The organism is Streptomyces sp. NRRL F-2580 (genome assembly GCF_000720115.1).
Taxonomy (GTDB): Bacteria; Actinomycetota; Actinomycetes; order Streptomycetales; family Streptomycetaceae; genus Streptomyces.
Window position 1 is genome coordinate 130209 of record NZ_JOIR01000012.1, and the last position, 19515, is coordinate 149723.

Annotated in this window: 11 protein-coding genes and 1 pseudogene; 5 read left to right on the forward strand and 7 right to left on the reverse strand. The window is 73.9% G+C overall.

Annotated features, from left to right (window positions below; all coding sequences use genetic code 11):
* Positions 1-16: 16 nt before the first annotated feature.
* Both IF88_RS0116105 and IF88_RS0116110 read right to left on the reverse strand, forming a co-directional pair.
* A complete protein-coding gene (locus IF88_RS0116105; RefSeq protein ID WP_051836960.1) occupies positions 17-3865 on the reverse strand; it encodes a helix-turn-helix domain-containing protein in 3849 nt (1282 codons plus the stop codon).
* A 148-nt stretch (positions 3866-4013) separates the two neighbouring features.
* A complete protein-coding gene (locus tag IF88_RS0116110; RefSeq protein ID WP_030711712.1) occupies positions 4014-4376 on the reverse strand; it encodes a hypothetical protein in 363 nt (120 codons plus the stop codon).
* A gap of 352 nt (positions 4377-4728) precedes the next feature.
* Here IF88_RS0116110 and IF88_RS0116115 point away from each other — a divergent pair, with 352 nt between their 5' ends.
* Positions 4729-5904, forward strand: a complete 1176-nt coding sequence (locus IF88_RS0116115) for a right-handed parallel beta-helix repeat-containing protein (protein WP_037806050.1) — start codon at positions 4729-4731, stop codon at positions 5902-5904.
* A gap of 34 nt (positions 5905-5938) precedes the next feature.
* Positions 5939-7009 (forward strand): methyltransferase, encoded by a 1071-nt coding sequence (locus IF88_RS0116120; RefSeq protein ID WP_030711718.1) that lies wholly within the window; start codon positions 5939-5941, stop codon positions 7007-7009.
* 117 nt (positions 7010-7126) lie between these two features.
* Here IF88_RS0116120 and IF88_RS0116125 read toward each other — a convergent pair whose 3' ends face one another.
* Positions 7127-7384: an acyl carrier protein gene (locus IF88_RS0116125; protein ID WP_030711720.1), complete on the reverse strand. Its 258-nt coding sequence runs from the start codon at positions 7382-7384 to the stop codon at positions 7127-7129.
* A gap of 13 nt (positions 7385-7397) precedes the next feature.
* Positions 7398-8588, reverse strand: a complete 1191-nt coding sequence (locus IF88_RS0116130) for a SchA/CurD-like domain-containing protein (RefSeq protein ID WP_030711723.1) — start codon at positions 8586-8588, stop codon at positions 7398-7400.
* Between the two features lie 102 nt (positions 8589-8690).
* On the opposite strand from IF88_RS0116130, the gene IF88_RS0116135 reads away from it, so the two are divergent.
* Positions 8691-10406: an FAD-dependent oxidoreductase gene (locus tag IF88_RS0116135; RefSeq protein WP_420710973.1), complete on the forward strand. Its 1716-nt coding sequence runs from the start codon at positions 8691-8693 to the stop codon at positions 10404-10406.
* 85 nt (positions 10407-10491) lie between these two features.
* Here the strand turns inward: IF88_RS0116135 and IF88_RS0116140 are convergent, their stop codons facing one another.
* Positions 10492-11022: a hypothetical protein gene (locus tag IF88_RS0116140; RefSeq protein ID WP_030711729.1), complete on the reverse strand. Its 531-nt coding sequence runs from the start codon at positions 11020-11022 to the stop codon at positions 10492-10494.
* 183 nt (positions 11023-11205) lie between these two features.
* On the opposite strand from IF88_RS0116140, the pseudogene IF88_RS45435 reads away from it, so the two are divergent.
* A pseudogene (locus IF88_RS45435) lies at positions 11206-11363 on the forward strand (hypothetical protein); the annotation flags it as partial.
* A 3-nt stretch (positions 11364-11366) separates the two neighbouring features.
* Here IF88_RS45435 and IF88_RS0116150 read toward each other — a convergent pair.
* Together IF88_RS0116150 and IF88_RS0116155 are read right to left on the reverse strand one after the other, a co-directional pair.
* Positions 11367-12047: a TetR/AcrR family transcriptional regulator gene (locus IF88_RS0116150; RefSeq protein ID WP_078892921.1), complete on the reverse strand. Its 681-nt coding sequence runs from the start codon at positions 12045-12047 to the stop codon at positions 11367-11369.
* A 150-nt stretch (positions 12048-12197) separates the two neighbouring features.
* Entirely contained in the window at positions 12198-14264 is a 2067-nt protein-coding gene (locus IF88_RS0116155; RefSeq protein WP_030711735.1) for a discoidin domain-containing protein, read from the reverse strand.
* Between the two features lie 273 nt (positions 14265-14537).
* On the opposite strand from IF88_RS0116155, the gene IF88_RS0116160 reads away from it, so the two are divergent.
* Complete coding sequence (locus tag IF88_RS0116160) at positions 14538-19283, forward strand: hypothetical protein (protein ID WP_030711738.1); 4746 nt, start codon at positions 14538-14540, stop codon at positions 19281-19283.
* Positions 19284-19515 lie beyond the last annotated feature (232 nt).

The following is a 19515-nucleotide window of genomic DNA, read 5'->3' on the forward strand; positions in this document are numbered from 1 at the left end:
ATGGACGTTGGCCTCGTCAACTCCGGTTCGGATCAGCCATTCCTCGGCCGGTCGGGCCCTTCCGCAACCCGTCGATCGCCGCCAGCCGCGCCCCCACGTCCAGGTTCCACAGCCGCACGGTTCCGTCCGTGCTGCTGCTGGCCACCGTCCGCCCGTCGGGGGCGAAGACGACCCCCCACACCGCGCTCGCGTGCCCGGACAGCGCCGCCACCGTCCGGCGCCCCGCCACGTCCCACAACCGCACCGTACGGTCGTTGCCGCTGCTCGCCAGCGTGCGCCCGTCCGGCGAGAAGGCGATGCCCCGCGCGGAGCCGGTGTGGCCGGACAGCGCCGCCCGGAAGCGGTGGCGCCGCGCGTCCCACAGCCGTACGGTCCCGTCGTTGCCACTGCTGGCCAGGGTCCGCCCGTCCGGGCTGAAGGCCACCCCGCGCACCGCGCCCGTATGACCGGTCAGGGCGGCCAGCGCACGGCGCCCCGCCACGTCCCACAGACGGACCGTCAGATCGTCGCCGCCGCTCGCCAGCGTGCGTCCGTCAGGGCTGAACGCCACGTCGTTGGCGAAATCGGTGTGCCCCGTGAGGATGGCGAGCGGGCGGTGCGCCGCGACGTCCCACAGCCGTACGGTGCCGTCCGAGCCGGCCGAGGCGAGCGTCCGCCCGTCGGGGGAGAAGGCCACCGCGAACACGGTGCCGCCCAGCCCCGCGAGCGTGGCCGACGGACCGCCCGCCGCGACGTCCCACAGCCGTACGGTGCCGTCCGAGCCGGCCGAGGCCAGGGTCCGCCCGTCGGGGGAGAAGGCCACCGAGAACACCGTCTCGCTGTGCCCCTCGAAGGTGGCCAGCACCCTGCGCTCCGCCACGTCCCACAGCCGCACCCGGTGATCCGCCTCCGCGGTCGCCAGCAGCGTGCCGTCCGGGCTGTACGAGGCGTGCCAGATCTCCGTGAAGGGCCGCGAGGCCAGCGCCGCACCCCGCAGGTCCCACAGCACCACCGACTGGTCGAAACCGGCGGTGGCCAGCACCGCCCCGCGCTGGTCCACGGCCACCCCGAGCACGTAATCGGTGTGCCCGGCCAGGGTCGCCGTCAGCCGGCCGCCGGCCACGTCCCACAGCCGGGTCGTCCCGTCGCCGCCCGCGCTGACGACCGTCGTCCCGTCCGGCGTGTAGGCGACGCCGTTGACGTCGTCGCTGTGCCCGGTCAGCGTCGCGGCCGTCCGCCGCCCGGCCACGTCCCACAGCCGTACGGTCCGGTCCACGCCCCCCGTGGCGACCGTGCGGCCGTCCGGGGCGAACGCCACCCCCAGCACCTCGTCGGTGTGCCCGGTGAGCACGGCCGGCGGTCGGACCTCCACGGGATCCCACAGCCGTACGGTCCGGTCGGCGCCGGCCGAGACCAGCGTCCGGCCGTCCGGGGCGTACGCGAGGGCGTTGACCCGCCCGGTGTGGCCCGCGAGGGAGGCGACGGCACGGTGGTCCCCGGTGGTCTCCCACAGCCGGACCGTGCCGTCGGCGCCGGCGACCGCCAGCGTCCGCCCGTCGGGGGCGAAGGCCACGGCCCGGCCGCCCGCCGTGCTCGCGGGGAGCACCCCCGTCGGACGGTGGGTCACGGTGTCCCAGAGCCGCGCCGGCCCGTCCGTGGAGGCGGCGGCGAGGAGCTGCCCGTCGGGGCTGACGGCGACCGCGCGGACCCGCCCGGGCATGGTGAAGGTGGCGAGCGTGCGGCGGTCGGCCACCCGCCGCAGGGTCACCGTCCCGTCGGAACCGCCCGTCGCCAGCGCACCGTTGCCTGGGGAGAAGGCCACCGCGTTGACCGGCCCGCCGTGCCCGCCCAGGCGGGCGATGAACGGCTGGGACTGGGTGCTCAGCAGGGCGCCCCGGGCCTCGCTCGTCGGCGCGGTCCGGTAGGCCTCCCCGGCGAGCCGCAGCGACGCCTCCGGCTGGCCGGCGGCGAGCGCCGCCGACTGCAGGGCGAGCGCCCGCGAACGCGCGACCCGCTCCTGGCCGAGCGCCCCCGCGCGCTGCTGGTAGGCCAGGCCGCCGGCACCCACCGCGAGCACCAGCAGGACGACGAGCGTGGCCAGCATCCGCTGCCGCAGCCGCACCTGGCGCGCGGCCTGCCGCTCGCGGCCGTCGTGCGCCTCCTGGCCGGCCCGGAGGAACGCGGCCTCCAGGGGGGCGAGCCGGCTCCTGCCGTCCAGCTCGTCGGCCCAGGAGCGGGCGGTGTCCAGCCGGGTCCCGCGGTAGAGCGCCGACGGATCCCGGCCCTCGCGCTCCCACTCGGCGGCGGCGTGGGCCAGTTGCTGGTGGATCAGGAGCCCGGCCCGGTCGGCGTGGATCCAGCCGCGCAGCCGTGGCCAGGCGTGGAGCAGCGCCTCGTGGGTGATCTCGACGGTGTCGCTGTCCATGGTGATCAGGCGGGCCCGTACGAAGGTGTCGAGCGCGGCCGCGGCGGGGCCCGCGTCGGCCAGTTGTTCCATCAGGGCGGTCCGGCTCATCCGGCGCCGGGCCGCGCCCGTGCCGTCGGCCACGTGCACCAGCCGTACCAGGACGCGGCGCAGCGTGTGCTGCTCCGCCGGGTACAGGCGGGTGAACACCTCCTCGGCCGTGCGGGCGATCGCCCCCTGGATGCCGCCGGTGCGCTCGTACCCGGCGACGGTCAGGGTGGTGCCCTCGCGCTGCCGCCAAGTGGCCATCAGCGCGTGGGAGAGCAGCGGCAGCGCGGCGGAGGGCGTCCGGTCCGGCGGATCGTCGCGCAGTCCGACATCGCGCAGCAGCAGCGGGACCAGGCCCGGTTCGAGGGTGAGACCGGCGAGCTCGGCCGGCCGGGTGATCGATTCCCGCAGCTCCGCCGGGGACATCGGGGGCGGCACGAACAGCCCGCCGGTGAAGACCGGGGCCAGCTCCGGAAGGTCCAGGCAGTTCCCGGAGAAGTCAGCCCGTACGCCGAGCACCACGACGGCGGGGTCGTGACCGGCCGGCGTCGCCGGGCCGGACGCGGCCAGCGCGCAGAGCACCCGGACGAACGCGCGCCGCTCGTCCTCGGCGGAGCAGAGTGTGAACAGCTCCTCGAACTGGTCGACGAGCAGCACCGGACGCGGGGGAGGCGGCCGCCGGTCCCCCGAACCGCCCGGGGGAGGGCCCGAGAGCCGGCGGGCGGCTTCGAGCAGCGCGTGCGGGCGGTCCCGCAACTCCCGTGCGGCGATGCCGAGATCGGCGCCCAGCACCTTCGCGGCACGGTCCAGCAACTCCTCCAGCGGATGCGCGGTGGGAGTGAACCGCACCACCGGCCACGTGTCGGCGCCCGGCATCGGGAAGCCCCCGCCGCGCCGCAGCGCCGGCACGAGACCGGCGTTGAGCAGCGAGGACTTGCCCGCGCCCGACGGGGCGACCAGCATCAGCGGGCCCACGCCGATCCGCTCGAAGACCCGTTCGGCCAACTCGGCCGTGGCGCGCTCCCGGCCGAAGAACCACCCGGCGTCCCCCGCGGTGAAGGCCGGCAGGCCGCGGTACGGACACTCGCCGTCCGCCGCCGGCCCGGCGTCGGACGGGCGCTCCGCGCCGGAGGCCACGCCGGCACCGGCGCCGGGCGTTCCCGTCTCCCGGACCATCCGCAGCAGTTCACCTCCCGCCCGCAGGACGTCGTCGCAGCGCCGCGCGACGTCGACGGTGACGCGCTTCGAACCGGTCTCGATCTTGCTGAGGTAGCCCTTGCTGTAGTGCGTCTGCCGCGCGAGGTCCGCGAGGGACAGGCCGCGTTGCACCCGCAGACGTCTCAGCTGCGCGGGGAAGTGCACCGCGGTGCCTTCGGATTCGTGCGGGTGGTCGGTGTTCCGCCGGCGGTCCGGATCCCCCAAAGCATCCCCCATGGCAATGCGCGCCCAGGCAGCGGGACGGCGCTGCCCAGGCTACCGCGAGGGTGGGTCGGAAACCCGGATCTTCCAGCCGGTATGACGAGCACAGGAACCCCCGGAGCCGCCCCCCTCGGCGGCTCCGGAAGCCCTCGCAGCCGGGCTGCTACCGGTTCAGCCGGACCGAGTTGACCGGCGTGAGGTCGGCGTAGACACCGGTCTTGGCGGCGATGGGGCTGCCGCAGCCCGCGCCGTTGTAGCCGGTGCACAGGTTTGCGGTCGCACCGCCGTACTGATTGTTGAGCACCCAGTGGTTCCCGAACTGGTTGCTCAGGTTGTGGGCCCCGTACGAGTAGAGGACGTGGGTCGGCTTGACGGCGGGGTTCTGGTTCTGAGGGTAGATACAGACCGCCCCCTCCGGGCATCCGGCCCACGCGTCGACCGGCTTGGCCTCGACCGAGCCGCTGAGCGCGAGGACGGCGGTGGCGGCGGTCACGAGAGCGGCGAGGCCGCGGAACGTCTTGTGCATGATTTCCCCTGGTGGTTCTTGCCTCCTGCGGACGACCTCAGCCTGCCCCCGCCGGGTGCCGGGGTCGACGGGTTGCCCGTTGCCCCCTTGCCGGAGTGCCCGGGAAACCCCCTGTGACCAGCCCGGTCGCGCGAGCGCGGGCAACGGCTCGTGGCGCGCTCCCCGGCTCCGGGTGACGAGGCGTCACGGCGCGGGGGCGCAACGCCGTCGGCCGGGGTCCGCGCGCCACTCCTGAGGAGGTCAAATTGCGCCGTTTGCGCACGGCATGTGTCCTTCCGCTCACTCGGTGTGGCGAATTGCTCTAATCGCCCATAACTTCTGCATCGTGACGAACCGACAACTCAAGTCCCTCATGTGCATCGCAGTCGTCATGGCCGCAGGGCTCGGCGTGGCCGCGCCACCCGCCGCCGCGGCCGGGCGCCGAGTGCACCCGGGCGACTCGATCCAGGACGCGGTGGACGCCGCACGGCCGGGCGACATCATCACCGTGATGCCCGGCACCTACTACGAGAACGTGCTGATCACGAAGCGGCTGACCCTGCGGGGATACGGCAGCCGTACGGTGATCAGGCCGCCGGCCGCCGGGGCCGGGGCGGCCTCACCCGAGGCGCCGGTGGCACCCGCGGCGCCCGCCGTATCCGAGGCACCGGTCGCACCCGCGGCCTCCGCCGTACCCGAGGCACCGGCCGGAGCGGCCCAGGCCGCGCCGGGCGCGCCGGCGGCCCCCGGGCGCGCGGCCACCGCCTGCTCGCAGGCCGACACCGGCATCTGCGTCATGGGGACGCCGGAGCAGAGCGTGAACCAGGTGAAGATCCGCGCCCTGACCGTCTCGGGCTTCAAGCGGAACGGCATCTGGGCCTCCTACACCGACCGCCTGAGCGTCGAGCGGGTGATCTCCGAGAAGAACGGCACCTGGGGCATCGCCCAGGAGCGGTCCACCCGCGGGGTGTTCCGCGGCAACATCGCCCGCGACAACACCGAGTCGGGGATCTTCATCGCCAACACGGTGGCACGGGAGGGCGGCGCCACCGACACCCTGGGCGCGGTGGTCCGGCGCAACACGCTGACCGGCAACCGGATCGGCGTCACGGTCAGGCGGGTGCGGAACCTCTCCGTCAGCGGCAACACCCTCACCGGCAACTGCGGCGGCATCTTCGTCGTCGGCGACGAGGGCGAGCCGGGCGCCGGAGACATGACCATCCGCGGCAACCTGATCCACGAGAACAACAAGTTCTGCAAGGGCAACACCCGCCTCCCCGACATCCAGGGCGTCGGCATCGTCCTCACCGGGGCCGAGGAGACGGTCGTCCGTTCGAACTCCATCCGCGGCAACGTCGGCGCCTCCCCCCTCTCGGGCGGAATCCTGCTGTTCAAGAGCTTCGTGGGCGCGACGAACACCGACAACGTCATCCAGGACAACGTGGTGCGGGACAACCAGCCGGCCGACCTGGCCAACCAGGGCACCGGAACGGGCAACCGGTTCGTCGGCAACCGCTGCGGGACCTCCGTACCGGCCGGGATGTGCTGACCGTGCTCCACCTCACCGGAAGAAGCGAGGCCGTATGACCGCGGTAAGTTCCACCTCCACCTCCACCCCCGCCACCGTCCCCGTTCCCCCGCACACCCCACAGCCCGCCATGCGGCTGCGGGAGCTCGTCTTCGGGGCGGCCGTCGCCGGGGCCGTACGGGCCGCCGCCCGCCTCGGCGTGGCCGACGCCCTCGGCGCGGAGCCCACCGCCGCCGCCGAGATCGCCGCGGCGGTGAACTGCGAGCCCCGGCCCCTGGAACGGCTGCTCCGCGCCCTGACCTGCTACGGGATCTTCGAGGAGACCGAGGACGGGAAGTTCGTCCACACGGAGATGTCCCGGCTGCTGCGCGAGGACGACCCGCAAAGCCTGCGCTACATCTCCCTGTGGTGCACGGAACCCTGGACCTGGCAGGCCTGGCCGCGCCTCGACGACGCCGTGCGCTCCGGCGGGAGCGTGTTCCAGGACCTCTACGGCAAGGGGTTCTTCCAGTACCTGCACGAGGACGCGCACGAGTCGGCCCACGTGTTCAACCGGGCCATGACCACCTCCAGCACGCAGTCGGCGCTGGACGTCGCGGAGCTCCTCGACCTCACCGGGGTCTCCGTGGTCGCGGACATCGGCGGCGGCCAGGGGCACGTACTGGCGAGCCTGCTGGAGAAGCACCCGACGGTGCGCGGCGTCCTGCTCGACCTGCCGGGTGTCGTGTCGAAGGCGGATCCCCGCCTGCGGGACGGCGGCCCGCTCGCCGAGCGCGCCGGCATCGTCCCCGGGGACTGCCGCGAGGCCATCCCGGTCGAGGCCGACATGTACATCATCAAGAACATCCTCGAATGGGACGACGAGAGCACCCGCAGGACCCTGCACAACGTCGTCTCCGTGGCCCGCCCCGGAGCCAGGGTCGTCATCATCGAGAACCTGGTCGACGACACCGCGTCGATGAAGTTCACCACGGCCATGGACCTGCTGCTGCTCCTCAACGTGGGCGGCGCGAAGCACACCAAGGACAGTCTGTGCACCCGGATGCGGGACGCGGGTCTGGTGATCGGCGAGATCCGTCCGGTCAACCCGTACCTGCACGCGTTCGAGTGCACCGTGCCCGGCTGAGCCGGACCCACCCCGCACGGGCCCGCCCGGGTGCCACAACGCCTCGAGACCGGCGGGAGGAGCCGGTCTCGGGGGCGTCGGCACGACGGACGGGCGGTGCCCGTCCGTCCGAACGCGTCAGGTCTTGGTCGCCAGGGCGTTGTTGACGAGGTCCAGGAACTCGCGCGGCGACTTGCACCGGTCCGCGTCGGCGGGCAGGGGCCGGCCGTGCCGGTTCTCCAGTTCGCCGACGATGCCGAGGAGCCCCAGGGAGTCGAGGCCCCACTCGTCGAAGCCCGAGTCGGGGCGGCTCGCCATGGCCGCGGGGTCGACGTTCACACCGGCCCCCTTCTTCATCAGGGCGGCCAGTTCTTCCATGGTCAATCGAGGGGTCATGACGGCCATCTCCTCAGGCTTGGTCCGGCGTGCGCCGGTCGGTGATCAGGCGCATTTCAGAGCGCGCGAGGAAGCGTGAGATCTCCTGGTCTGTCGTGGGGACGCCGTCCTTGGCGCTGTCGAGCAGCCGGGCGAGCACCGCCGCCTTGTGGCCGCCCTCGACGCCGAGCGTCAGGGCGGGCCGGGCGTCGAGCGGGCCGCGCATGTCGAGGAGCCGGACGACGATGTCGTCGCGCTGGAACAGGGTGCTGGCCTCGATGGGGTTGGCCGGGTCGTCCACGGCCGTCTCGTCCTGGCCGGCGAGCAGCCGGGCGAGTTCCATGCCGCACCCGTTCTTGGCGGGGTAGATCAGCGCGTGCCGCCGGACGTCCGCGTGCTCGCGGCCGGCGCCCGCCACGTGGTGCACCGCGGGGAGCGCCGCACGGGTGAAGAACAGCCGCGCGGATCCCGGGTCGCTCAGGTCCCGGTCCTGTTCCAGATACGGGTTGATGGCCTCCTCCAGAGCCCTGACCTCGGGCTGTAGGGCCACGTGGCGCAGCGCCGCGAGGAGGTCGCCCTCCACCTCGACCGCCCGTACGACCCGGTTCCCGTGCATGAAGAGCGAGGTGCGCCGCAGCCGGGTGTTCTCGTCGACCCGGGCCTGCGGGGAGGTGTACCCGGCGAGCAGCTCCGCCACGACGGGTTCGCTGCCCGGCTTCACGGTGAAGGTGAGCGCGTGGCGGACCACGCCGTCCCCGTGCCGCGGAGCGACCTGGAGGCGGTCCCCGGACCGGTCCCCGAAGTGCGCGGTGGCGGCGTCGGGGCCGAAGCCGGGGTCGTCGCCGGGCGAGGAGGGGGAGAGGGGGGCGTCGGGCCCGGAGTCCTTGCCGGTCACCCGCAGCACGCTGAACCGCAGCGAGCGCGTGTCCCGTACGCAGCCGTGCAGCGGCTGCACCGACGCGACGTGCTCCTCGCTGCTGACCCAGTCCAGGAACCGCGGCGCGCTCTCCCACTCACTGGTGATGAGCCACTGCGACGGGTTCTCGATCGACTGGCACAACTCGTCGCTGATGTGTCCGGGTACGGAGGACACCTGCTTGCGGAGATGCTCGTAGACCTCCAGGAACTGGTTCTGCGCACCGTCGTACAGATCCAGCAGCAGCACGACCCGAAGCCTCGAGCCGTCGAAGGCGGACTGGGATATCCGTTCCGACAAGGTTGTCATCGTTCACACTCCTTCGAGACCACACGGTCGCCACGGGGCGGCGCCACCCGAACCGATCGTTGTCCCGTAATCCCCTCGGCGCGAGAGGAGAGAACCAAGCGGGTGAACGAGCGAGGGAAGCGCCCTCGTACAGGGCATGGAAGAGCCATGAAGGAAAACGTCGACCACCGCGTCCCTGTCCTCATCGTGGGCGGCTCGCTGGTGGGCCTGTGCACCTCGCTGTTCCTCGGCCGGCACGGCATCAGCCACATGCTGGTCGAGAAGCACGCGGGTACCTCGATGCACCCGCGAGGACGCGGTATCAACGTACGGACCATGGAGTTGTTCCGCGTCGCCTGTGTCGAGGACCGGATCCGCGAGGCCGCCTCGGTCCTGGCGGACAACCACGGCATCCTGCAAGGCGGCTCCCTCACCGGTGACGACCAGGAGTGGCTGTTCGAGCAGATCGACCCGGGGGGTGCGCTCGCCCGCTTCAGCCCGTCGGCATGGTGTCTGTGCAGCCAGAACGACATCGAGCCGGTCCTGATGTCCGTGACCCCCGGGCTCGGGGCCGACCTGCGGTTCTCCACCGAGCTCCTCTCCTTCGAACAGGACCCGGGCGGCGTGACCGCCATCGTGAAGGACCGCGAGAGTGGCGAGCACAGCACGGTCCGCGCGGACTACCTCGTCGCCGCCGACGGGCCGCGCAGCCCGGTGCGGGAGGCGCTCCGGATCGGCCAGACCGGTTCCGGGGACCTCTTCCACAACGTGAGCATCACCTTCCGGTCCCGCATGCTCGCGGACGTGGTCGGCGACCGGCGTTTCATCGTGTGCTACCTGACCAAGCCCGACGCCGACGGGGCCCTGCTGCCGGTGGACAACAGCGAGCGGTGGGTCTTCCACGCGCCGTGGCACCCCGACCGCGGCGAGACCCTGGAGGACTTCACCGACGAGCGCTGCGTCGAGCACATCCGCCGGGCCGTCGGCGCGCCCGACCTGGACGTCGAGATCACCGGGAAGGCCCCGTGGCACGCGGCCGAGCGGGTCGCGCAGCGGTACGTGGCCGGCCGGGTCTTCCTGGCCGGTGACTCCGCCCACGAGATGTCCCCCACCGGGGCGTTCGGCTCCAACACCGGTATCCAGGACGCGCACAACCTGGCCTGGAAGCTCGCCGCGGTACTGGACGGCGCGGCCGGCCCCGGGCTGCTGGAGACGTACGAGGCCGAGCGGCTCCCGGTGGCGCGGGCGACGAGCGAACGCGCCTCGGCCCGGTCCGCCGAGCACAGCCACCCGGGGTACGAGCCCGACCCGGAGACCGTCTCCGAGGCCCAGCCCGAGCCCGCCCCGGGCGGGGGCGGACGGCAGGGCGGTGTCCTGTCCGTGGCCATGGGCTACCGCTACAACCAGGGCGCGGTCCTGGGCACCGACCCCGACCAGCCGATCGTTCCCGAACGGATGCGTCTGCGCGGCGAACCGGGCACGCGCGCGCCGCACATGTGGCTGCGCGTCCCCGGGGAGGACCAGCCGAAGTCCACCGTGGACCTCTACGAGCGGTCCTTCGTCCTGCTCAGCTCCGAGGGCACGCCGTGGAGCGGAGCGGCGGGCTCCGTCGCCAAACGGATGAACGTGCGCCTGGACGCCTACGCCATCGGCACCGGACCGGAGGCCGACCTCGTCCCCGCGAGCGGCGGCGACTGGGCCGAGGTGCACGGTACGACCGCCGCCGGGGCGGTCCTCGTCCGCCCGGACGGCTTCGTGGCCTGGCGCTCGGAGGAGGCGGTGGCGGACGAGGAATCGGTCCTCCACAAGGTCCTGACCACCCTGCTGGACCGCTACTGACGGCCGGGCCTGCAGCGGGAGAGGGCGGCGCCCCCGCGTCTTTCGCGGAGGCGGGGCCCTTTGCCGCGGCCGGGACCCGATCAGGTCACGGGACCGACTTGGAACCGAGCTCGCCCGGCGTCTTCGGCACCCAAGGCGCCACGGCGGTGGCCTCACCGGGGTCCGGCTCGGCCATGCTCACCCGGTAGGCGCTTTCGCCGTCCACGCTCACGGGCAGGACGTGGAGCTGTTTGACCTGGTGGGTGTCGTGCAGGTAGAGCACGACGGTCTGCCGGTACGAACCCTCGTCGTAGAACTCCGCGGTGACCCTGCCGGCCGCGCCCGTGCGGAACGCGGTGATCCAGTTCTCGGCGGTCCTCCGGGTGGCGGCCTTGTCCTGCCGGTCGTCGCCCAGGGCCGCCAGCTCGGCGACCTTGCCGTCGGCGATCCGCCACACCACCTGCTGGGTGATCCCCAACGTGCCCGTGGACGGATATCCGACGACGGCGAGCGGCGAGTGGCTGCCGTAGTCCCCGGCGTACGCCACCTCGGCGGCCTCGTGGTCCGCCGAGCACCCGGTCAGCACGCCGAGGGCCAAGCAGACGAGGGCGGCCCGCAGGGCCGGTCCCGGCCTCACCGGGATGCCGCGGAGAAACGAATGGCCATACTTCCTCGGTCTTTCGGTGCGCACCCGATGCTCGGGTGCTCCAGGCGTGAGAGGAGCAACCTAGCGCCCTGACCAGGAAGTTCGAGCTCGGAAACGGACAAGGGGGACGCAACCGGCGCCCGGGTGACCCAATTCACGCCGTGGCCGGTTTCGGTCCGCCCGCCCATCCTGGCCGGCGACATCTCCCGCCCCGACCCGATGACCGTGCGCTGGACCACCTACGCCCGGGCGCAGACCGGCCGGCCCTGCGCGACGAGGTGAACGACCTGGAGGCGGCGGGCACCGCCGTCATCCAGGTGGGGGACCCGGCCGCCTCAGGCGGAGCGCGGTGGTGCGACGCGTTCCAGGGCGGGCGGCCGGGACCCGTCGCCGTGCTCGCCGCAGCCGTGGTCGCCGGCGCGGTCGTCTCCGACGAGGCCCGCGACGTGGTCGGTGACCGTGTCGAGGATGGCCGTGGAGATCGTCGCGTCGCCGAGCACGAGGTGGTTGAGCGTCAGTCCGTCCGTCATGGCGGCCAGATAGCGGGCCAGCACGGTGACGGGGACGCGGAGTTCGAAGCCCATGTGGTGGCGGAGCTGCTCGATGAGCTCGGCGTAGGTGTCGGCGTACAGCTCGTACTGGCGTCGCGCCAGGTGCTCGAAGCCGGGCCGGCGCAGGGCGTACTGCGTGAGCTCGTACGTGAGCATGTGCTCGCCCGGGTGGGCGGACACGTGGTCCCAGTACGCCTGGAAGCCGGCCCGGACGGTCTCCCGGAGGGTGGCCTTCGGCTGGATCGCCTCCTTCACCACGGTGATGCTGTGCTCGGTGATCGCCGTCATGACGGATTCGAGCAGGGCCTGCTTGGAGTCGAAGCAGTAGTGGAAGACGCTCAGTGACACGCCCGCTTCGGCGGAGATCGACCGGGTCGTCGTCCGGGCGACCCCGTCGCGCGTCATCGCGCGGATGGCGGCCTCGGTCAGCTGCCGGCGCCGGTCGGCCGACGGCATCCGTGCCATGGGCGATCCCTTCGGTTCGTGCCGCGGTTCCGTGCCGTGCCGTGCTGTTCGGGGGAGGCGGGCGGCGGTGGGAAGGCGGCCGGGGCCGACCGGATCGGTGAGGATCCGGCCGGCCCCGGCACCCGGACGCCGCCCGGGCGGCGTCACGCGTCAGCTGCTGTAGACGCCGACCTCGTGGAGCGAGTACCCCCATTGGGTGCCGCGCTGCAGCCCGTGGACCCGTACGTACCGGGCCGGGGTAGCGGCGAACTGCGCCGTGTCCAGCCCGCCGTCACCGGTGGTCGTGGACCATGCGGACTGCCAGTTCGTGCCGTCGCCCGAGAGCTCGATGCGGTACGACTTCCCGTGGGCGCGTTCCCATTCGAGGGTGACGCGCTTGACCAGACCCGGTGTCCCGAGGTCGATCTGGAGCCACTGGTCGTCGCTCCAGTCGCTCGCCCAGCGGGTGCTCGTGTTGCCGTCCACGGCCCGGGAGGGCGCGTAGCTGACGAACGGGTTCCACTCGGACGAGCTGGCCGAGGCGGCGGCGCCCGCGGCGAGGTTCACCCCGGCCTTGTGCTTCTCGGACGAACCCCAGGTGGTCAGGTAGGACTCGGCGCCCCGGAACAGGTCGTCCACCACGTCCTGGCCGCCGGTGAGCCGGATGTCCTCGATCCAGTCCGGGACCAGGCCGTAGTGCGCGGCGCCGTCGGTGTTCAGGTCCCAGGTGCGCACGCCGGTGGTCTGCTTGTCGATCACCGCGCCGCCGTCGGTGCTGCGGAACGGGTAGCGGACCGGATTCGGGGTGTCCGCGCCGCGGGGGCCGGGCCAGCCGCCGACGCCGTTCATGTCGGTGCCGTAGCCGTAGCCGACCTTGTACTTCTCGCGCAGCGCGTCCGTGCGCTTGGCCTCCGCGCTGAAGGCCTCGGAGCCGCTCATGTACTGGGCGACGAAGCCGCCGAGGCGGTACACGCGCTCCGTCCAGTCGAGGTCCATCCAGCTGTGCGAGGAGATCACGCCGGGGTACGACTCGGATTCGAGGATGTCGAAGGCCCGGCCCGCGGCCTTGACCCCCATGTGGTCGATCTCCAGCATCATCTTGCGTTTCATCATGCCGCGCACCGCGTACTCGCCGAGCTCGGTGAGACCGCGGGTGTTGCACTGCGCGTCCGCCGCGTACGAGGGGACCGCGACGCCCGCCGGGAGCTGCTTCTGCGCTTCGGGCGCCGCCGCGAGACCGATGGGGTTGTCGTGCTGCGGGCCCTTGCACTGCTCCGTCTGCCAGAAGGTTCCGGTGGAAAGGAACTGGCCCACGTTGATCGCCGTGCCGAGCGCGCCCTGGTCGAAGCGGACCCCGCACAGCGCGTTGTCGAACTTGTGGCACAGGAACATGCTGCGCACGCCCAGCTTGTACAGCTCGTCCAGGCCGCGGTCGATGTCCGCCTTGCCGCACTGCGCGATGTCCAGGATCTGCTTGCAGCCGAACGGCTCGGAGGTCTCCACCCCCAGCACGACGGCCAGCTTGCCCTGCTTGATGACGTCGCGGGCCTGCGCGGAGTCGGTGACGATCCGGAACCATCCCTTGCCCGGACCGCCGTACATCTTGTCGACGTACGCCTGCATGTCGTACGTCTTCTGCGCCTCCAGGCGGATCGCGGTCATCTCGTCGCAGCCGCGGTCCTTGAAGAAGTAGACCGAGCAGATGACGCCGTTGGTGACGAGGTCGTTGACGAGCACCCGCTGACCGCCGCGCCAGGCGCGTTCGACCCAGGCGTAGTAGTTCTGCTGGTGGGTCAGCGAGTCGTGGGCGGGCCAGTCCTTGAAGGTCGGCCAGCCGTTCGGGTCGTGCTTGCCGTCGCCGCCCTTGGTGATGAAGTCGAAGATGGCGAGCGTGCCGTCGGGATAGTGCTCGGGGCAGTCCTTGAGCGCGTCGGCCACACCCTGCTCGGAGAACGGCTTGCCGCAGATGAGGCGGCCGCCGAAGCCCTCGTTGGACATCAGGTGGTCGTGCGCGTCGACGAAGCCGCGGACGCGCCCCTGGGCGTCGGTCCCCTTGAAGGGTTCGCCGGTGACGTTGATCTCGGAGTCGGGCGCGGGCCGGGCGACCGGGTTCCACCAGCCGGGGTCGGCGGCGGAGGAACTGGGCACGGGGCCGAGCACCATGGCCACCACGGCGAGGAGCAATGACAGGACCGCCAGGGGCCTACGCCTGTGGTGCGTGTGTCGGGAAATGGTCATCACTCACGTCTTCGGTCAGTGGAGGGCGCGGTCGAGGAGCCGGATCCGTCCGGGGGCACGACGGCCACGGCCACATGGCACGGCTGTGGCTTGTTTGTCATGGACCGCACAAACGGTGGGACGAGAATCGCCACTGGCAGCAGCAGAGTCAAGAGTCCGGGACAGATGACCTGATGACTCGTCAGTCCCGCTGGATCGGCTCCCTCCGGGCCGTGGTGCCCGCGGTGTCCTCGGGCGCCGGCGGTGTCGGTGGGGCGTGCGACGATCCCAGGCATGATCGCCTCGCTCGCCGCCCTGCTGCCCACCGCCGGTACGCACACCTCCACCACCTACGCCGACTGGGTCGCCGCCCACGACCCGGACGCGGCCGGGACCGTACGCGCCCTGATGGAGGACATGCGCTCCGAACTGGGCCGGTCCTACGCCAAGCCCGGCCGCTTCCTCGACACGATGACGGCGCGCGCACGACGGCTGCCGCCGACGCACCTGCCGTGGTTCTGGGACACCGTCGGCCACCGGCTGATCGGCTACGGGAGCCGGCCCGGCGGGCGGGCCTACGCGGCGGCGCGGGCGGCCGAGGACCGGCACGGCCTGCCGGTGGACCCGGCCTACCGCCGGGCCAACGCCCTGCTGTTCGCCAGGGGCGGGGCCATGCCGGCCAAGGAGTTCGGGGCCCACCAGCGCTTCCTCGCCGAGACGTTGGACCCGGCCGCCGCGCACGCCGCACTGGACACGTTCCTGACCGCGTGGGCGAGCTCGCCCGCCGACCTGCCGGCGGACCTCGTACGCCGCGTACGGGCCTCAGCGAAGGCGGCCGGGCACGGAGACGAGGAGGTCGCGCGCCTGGTGGGCGGCATCCTGTCCGTCACCCGGAAGAAGTCGGTGCCGGACGCGCTGCTGGCCGCCGCGGAACAGGTCCTGACGGCCCGTCCGCCCACCGACATGGTCGCCGCCGGGCTGGTGGAGGTCTTCCCGGACGGGGTCACCGACGGCGGGGCGTGGCTGCGGATGCTGATCGGCTGCGGCGCGGCCGAGGCGATGGAGAGCGGGCGGGTGGTGCCGCAGGGCGGACTGCACCACTGGGTCGGGAACTTCGTCCGCATGTACCAGTACGCGGCGCAGTCCGGCGGCGGCGTCGCGCGGCAGCCGCTCCCCGCGGAGTTCCTCGACCTGGTGGGCCGGCTGGGGCCGCGGCTGCGGGCGGCGGGCGCCCCGGTGACGGTCCACACCACCCGGCACCACTACCAGGGCTTCGACGCGGACGTGCTGGACGCCTGTCTCGCGGCCGGGGTCGCGGTCGTCGACCCCGGTCCGCAGACGCGGATGCGCTTCTGGGGCGAGCGGTCCCGCCGGGACCTCGTCGCACTGGCAGCCGACCCGGTCTTCGGCCCCCGCCTGGAGGGGCGCGTCCACCAGGACCTGACGCCCCGCTGGTCGCCGGCGCGTGACCGCCGGCCCGGGTCCGCGGTGACGCTGCTGCCCGGCAACGAGGGCATCGCCCGCGAGGTGGCCGGGCGGGTCGGCAAGCTCGTCGACACGGTCGCGGGCGGCGGCATGGCGGGAGCCGAGGAGGCCGTCGCCGAGCTGGAGGCCCTGCTGGACCGGCCCACGGTGACCGCGCTCGGCGGGATCGCCGACGCCCTCGCCGGAGCGGGCGCGGCCGGCGCGCTGCGCCGCTCGCTGGCGGCCGGCCTGCCGGAGGAACTGGCCTGGCCGGCCCTGGAGTCGGTGTACGCGCGGTTCGCGGCGGACGCCGGGCCCGAGGCAGCGGACGAAGTGCTGCCGGGGGTGGCCGGGGTGACCAGCACCTGGCCGGTGCTGACGGTGTTCGGACGCGACCGGGCGGTCGCCGTAGCCCCGGAGGGGGAGCGCGGCTCCTGCCGTTTCTCGGTCCCGGACGGGGCGACCATGTACGCCGTCCACTACGTGGGCGGTTCCTTCCTGGTGAGCTGGACCCTCAAGGCGAGCCCCTACTTCTGCGACACCGCCGTCTGGGCCGACCGCCCCGAGGAGCCCTTCACACCCGACGAGTCGAGCGGCCTGGTGCCGTTCGGCGGCAGCCTGGACGGGGCCTACGGCTTCCAGTTCGAGACCGCCGACGGGGGCGGGCGGCACGGCGGCCGGCGCGTGCTGCGTCCCGGCGGCACCGAGGGCATCGACGGGGACGAGCTGCTGCTCGGCGACGGCTCCCGGATCTGGACCAACGCCGTCTTCGGACGGCGGCCGTGGGAGGCGGTCGACCCGGTCACCGGGGAGCGGCGGGGTGCGACCCCACTGCCGGACTTCCCGGGCCGGCCCGCGAGCGCCGACCCGGCCGCGGAGCCGTCCGAGGAGGGCATGAGCCTGGCCGTGGAGGCGCTGCAGCTCGCGCCGCTGCCCGCGGGCCTGGACGGCTCCCCGCTCGGCAGCCGGGACGGGCTGGTCGGGACCCGGGTGCTGTTCCGCACCCGGCACCGCGACCACGCGCCCGACCACTACCTGCTGGAGAGCGTGGACGGGCGCACCGCCCGGTTCGACATCGACCGTCCGGGGCAGGAGCCCTGGGCCCTGTGGGCCCCGCCGGAGGGCGCCGTCGAGGACGTGGTCCTCGCCGAGGCGGAGACCCGGACGGGCGTGCGCGCGTACACCGCCGACGGCGTCCTGCTGTGGGAACTCGACGGACACCACTCACCCCGGCACCCGCGGGTCAGGCCGGCCCGGCGGGCCACCGCGTCGGGCGGCGTGGCCCTGCCGCCCGCCTTCTGGTACCTGCTGCGGACCCGGGACGCGGCCGGATCCCGGGCACTGCGCGGCGTGGGACGGCAGACGGCCGACACCCTGCTGACGGCCGCCCTCGACGGCCCGGAGGCGCTGCGCGCGGCCGTGGCCCGGGAGCTGCCGGAGGTCACCGACCCGGTCCTGGCCGAAGCCGTCGTGGCGGTGGCCGGGCGGGCCGCCCGGGTGGAGGAGCGCCGGCGCGCCCTGCACCGGCGCGTCACCCTGCTCGCCGAGGCCGCGCCGGCCCTGCCGCGCCGGTCCGCGCCGGACACCGAACTGCTGCCCGCGCTGTTCGGGCTGGTCTCCAAGGGGGAGCGGCCGGCCCGGGACGCGGCCCTGCCGGCGACGCTGAGCGCGCTGGCCTCCGACGGTGCCTGCCTGGCCGGGACGATCGTGGAGGAGGTGCGGCGGCTCTCGCCGCCTGCGCCGCCGCACGACTGGTCGCAGCTGCTGGGCGCGATCGACGCCGCGGCCTGGCGGGCGGCGGTGGCACCGACCCCGGACACGGACCGGGCCGCGCTGCTCGCGCTCCTGGACACCTGGGCCGGCCTGCCGTTCGCCCGCGCGGACAGCCGGTGGTGGGTGGGCCGGGCCGACGCCGGCGCCCTGGAGGGCCTGCGGGCGGGCGGCACGGTCGTGGCGTCCGCCGCGGTGCGGGCCGGAGGATCCGCGTGCTGGTTCGTCGCCCCCGCGGCGCGGGACGCCGACGCGGATCCGGTACCGGCGGCGATCGCCGGGGCACGTCTCGTCCGGGTGGAGCGCGACGACGCCGCCCGGCTCCGGGCCCTGGTCGAGACGGTCGATGCGCACGGGCCGGTCCCGCTGCCGGAGTCGGCGGCCGAGCGCTTCGCCGAACTGACGGGCGTACGAAGGGCCGTGGCCCGGCTCGTCGTGGCCGGACTGGTCGGCCGGCCCGGCCGGGACGAGGACCGTTCCCTGGCGCGCAAGGCCCCGTACAAGGCGACCCCGTCGACGGCCGAGTCGTACGAGCGGCTGCGCGCGCGGCTCGGGGGAGCGGGCCGGCGGGCCGTCCTGGCCGCCGCCCTGCCCGAGGACCCGGCCGAGCTGTGGCGGCCGGGCGGGGTCCTGGCGGCCGTGGAGCGGATGGCCGGGGTGTGGCGGGAGCTGATCGGGGTGCAGCCCGCCGTGCACGACGAGGCGGCCGACGCCCTGGAGGCCGACCTCGGCCTCTCCGAGGTGTGGGCCCGGCGGCTGGCGGGCGGCTACGAGGCCGCCGAGGACACGACCGTGGAAGCGGCCGGCTGGGAGCTGGCGGCGACCCGGTACGGCAACAAGGTGGAGGTCAGGGCCGTGCCGCCGGCCGGACCCGAGCTCCCGTACGGCACCCCGGTGGGCCTCGCCCTCGGGCGGATCGCGAGCGCGCTGGTGTGGGCCTGGACGGACCGGCCCGTCGGCGATCCGGCGGTGGCCGGGGCCATGGCCCTGTACGAGCGGCTGCGGGCCGAACTGGAGCGCCCCGAGCTGCTGCTGGAGCTGCCCGGCGGCAAGGTCCACGACAGCTCGACCCCGATCGCCGAGCAGTTCGGACCGGCGCGGCTGCCGGTGGTGAAGGGCCGCTACGCGGAGGAGGGCCCGGTGACCGTGGCCGCCTACGACTCCGGGCCGCTCGTCGCCTGCGCGCCCGGCGGCGCCGCCTTCCTGCGGCCCGCGGCGGCCACCGGTCCCGAGGTGTGGACGCGGCTGCGCGCGATCACCGGCCTCGCCGAGGCACTGGACCGGGTGGCGCCGCTGATGCCCGGCGGCAGGCTGGAGCGGATGATGCTCCGGGCCCGCTCCGGAGCCCTGCCGGCCGGCGCGTACGAGGCGGATCCGCGGCAGTCCTGCCCGGAGCTGGTCGCGCGCGTGGGGGCGGAGCTCGGCGCGGGCGCGGACGCCGCGGCGCTGTACCTCCAGCTCGCCACCCTCGCCGCGCCCACCGACCGCAACGTACGGCGCTGGAACGGCTGGTCGGCCAAGCAGCACACGCAGGCCCGGACGGAACTCCTCGCCACCGGCGCGGTGGTGGAGGCCAAGCGGGCGCGGGCGGGCCGGACCCTGTTCCTGCCGGGGGAGTGGACCGAACTGAAGGCCCCGCACCTGCCGCTGGAGACCGTGAAGCTGGGGAGCCACCTGGTGCGACCGCTGTGGCGGGACACGATCCAGTCGCCGTTCGTCCGGGTCCTGCCGACGGCGCCGCTGCACGAGATGTTCGCGGAGGCCTGGGAACGACGGCCGGGCGGCGGGGCCCCGGCCGGGGGATGAGCGGGTTGGCTGCGCGGGTTGGCTGCGCCGCTCGGGCGGGGTCGGGGTGGGGGCCGGTTGTGCCGGGGGCGGGCGCGCGCCGGGGCGTCTCCTCGGGCGCCGAACGTGACGAGGGGTCGGAAGGCTGGGCGGAAGTGCGTTCGACGCCCTGCGGGGATCACCCCGACACACACCCACCCCCGTCCCAACCGGCCGGGCTGGCCCGCTCGCCGCACAAATTCAGCCTCGCCGG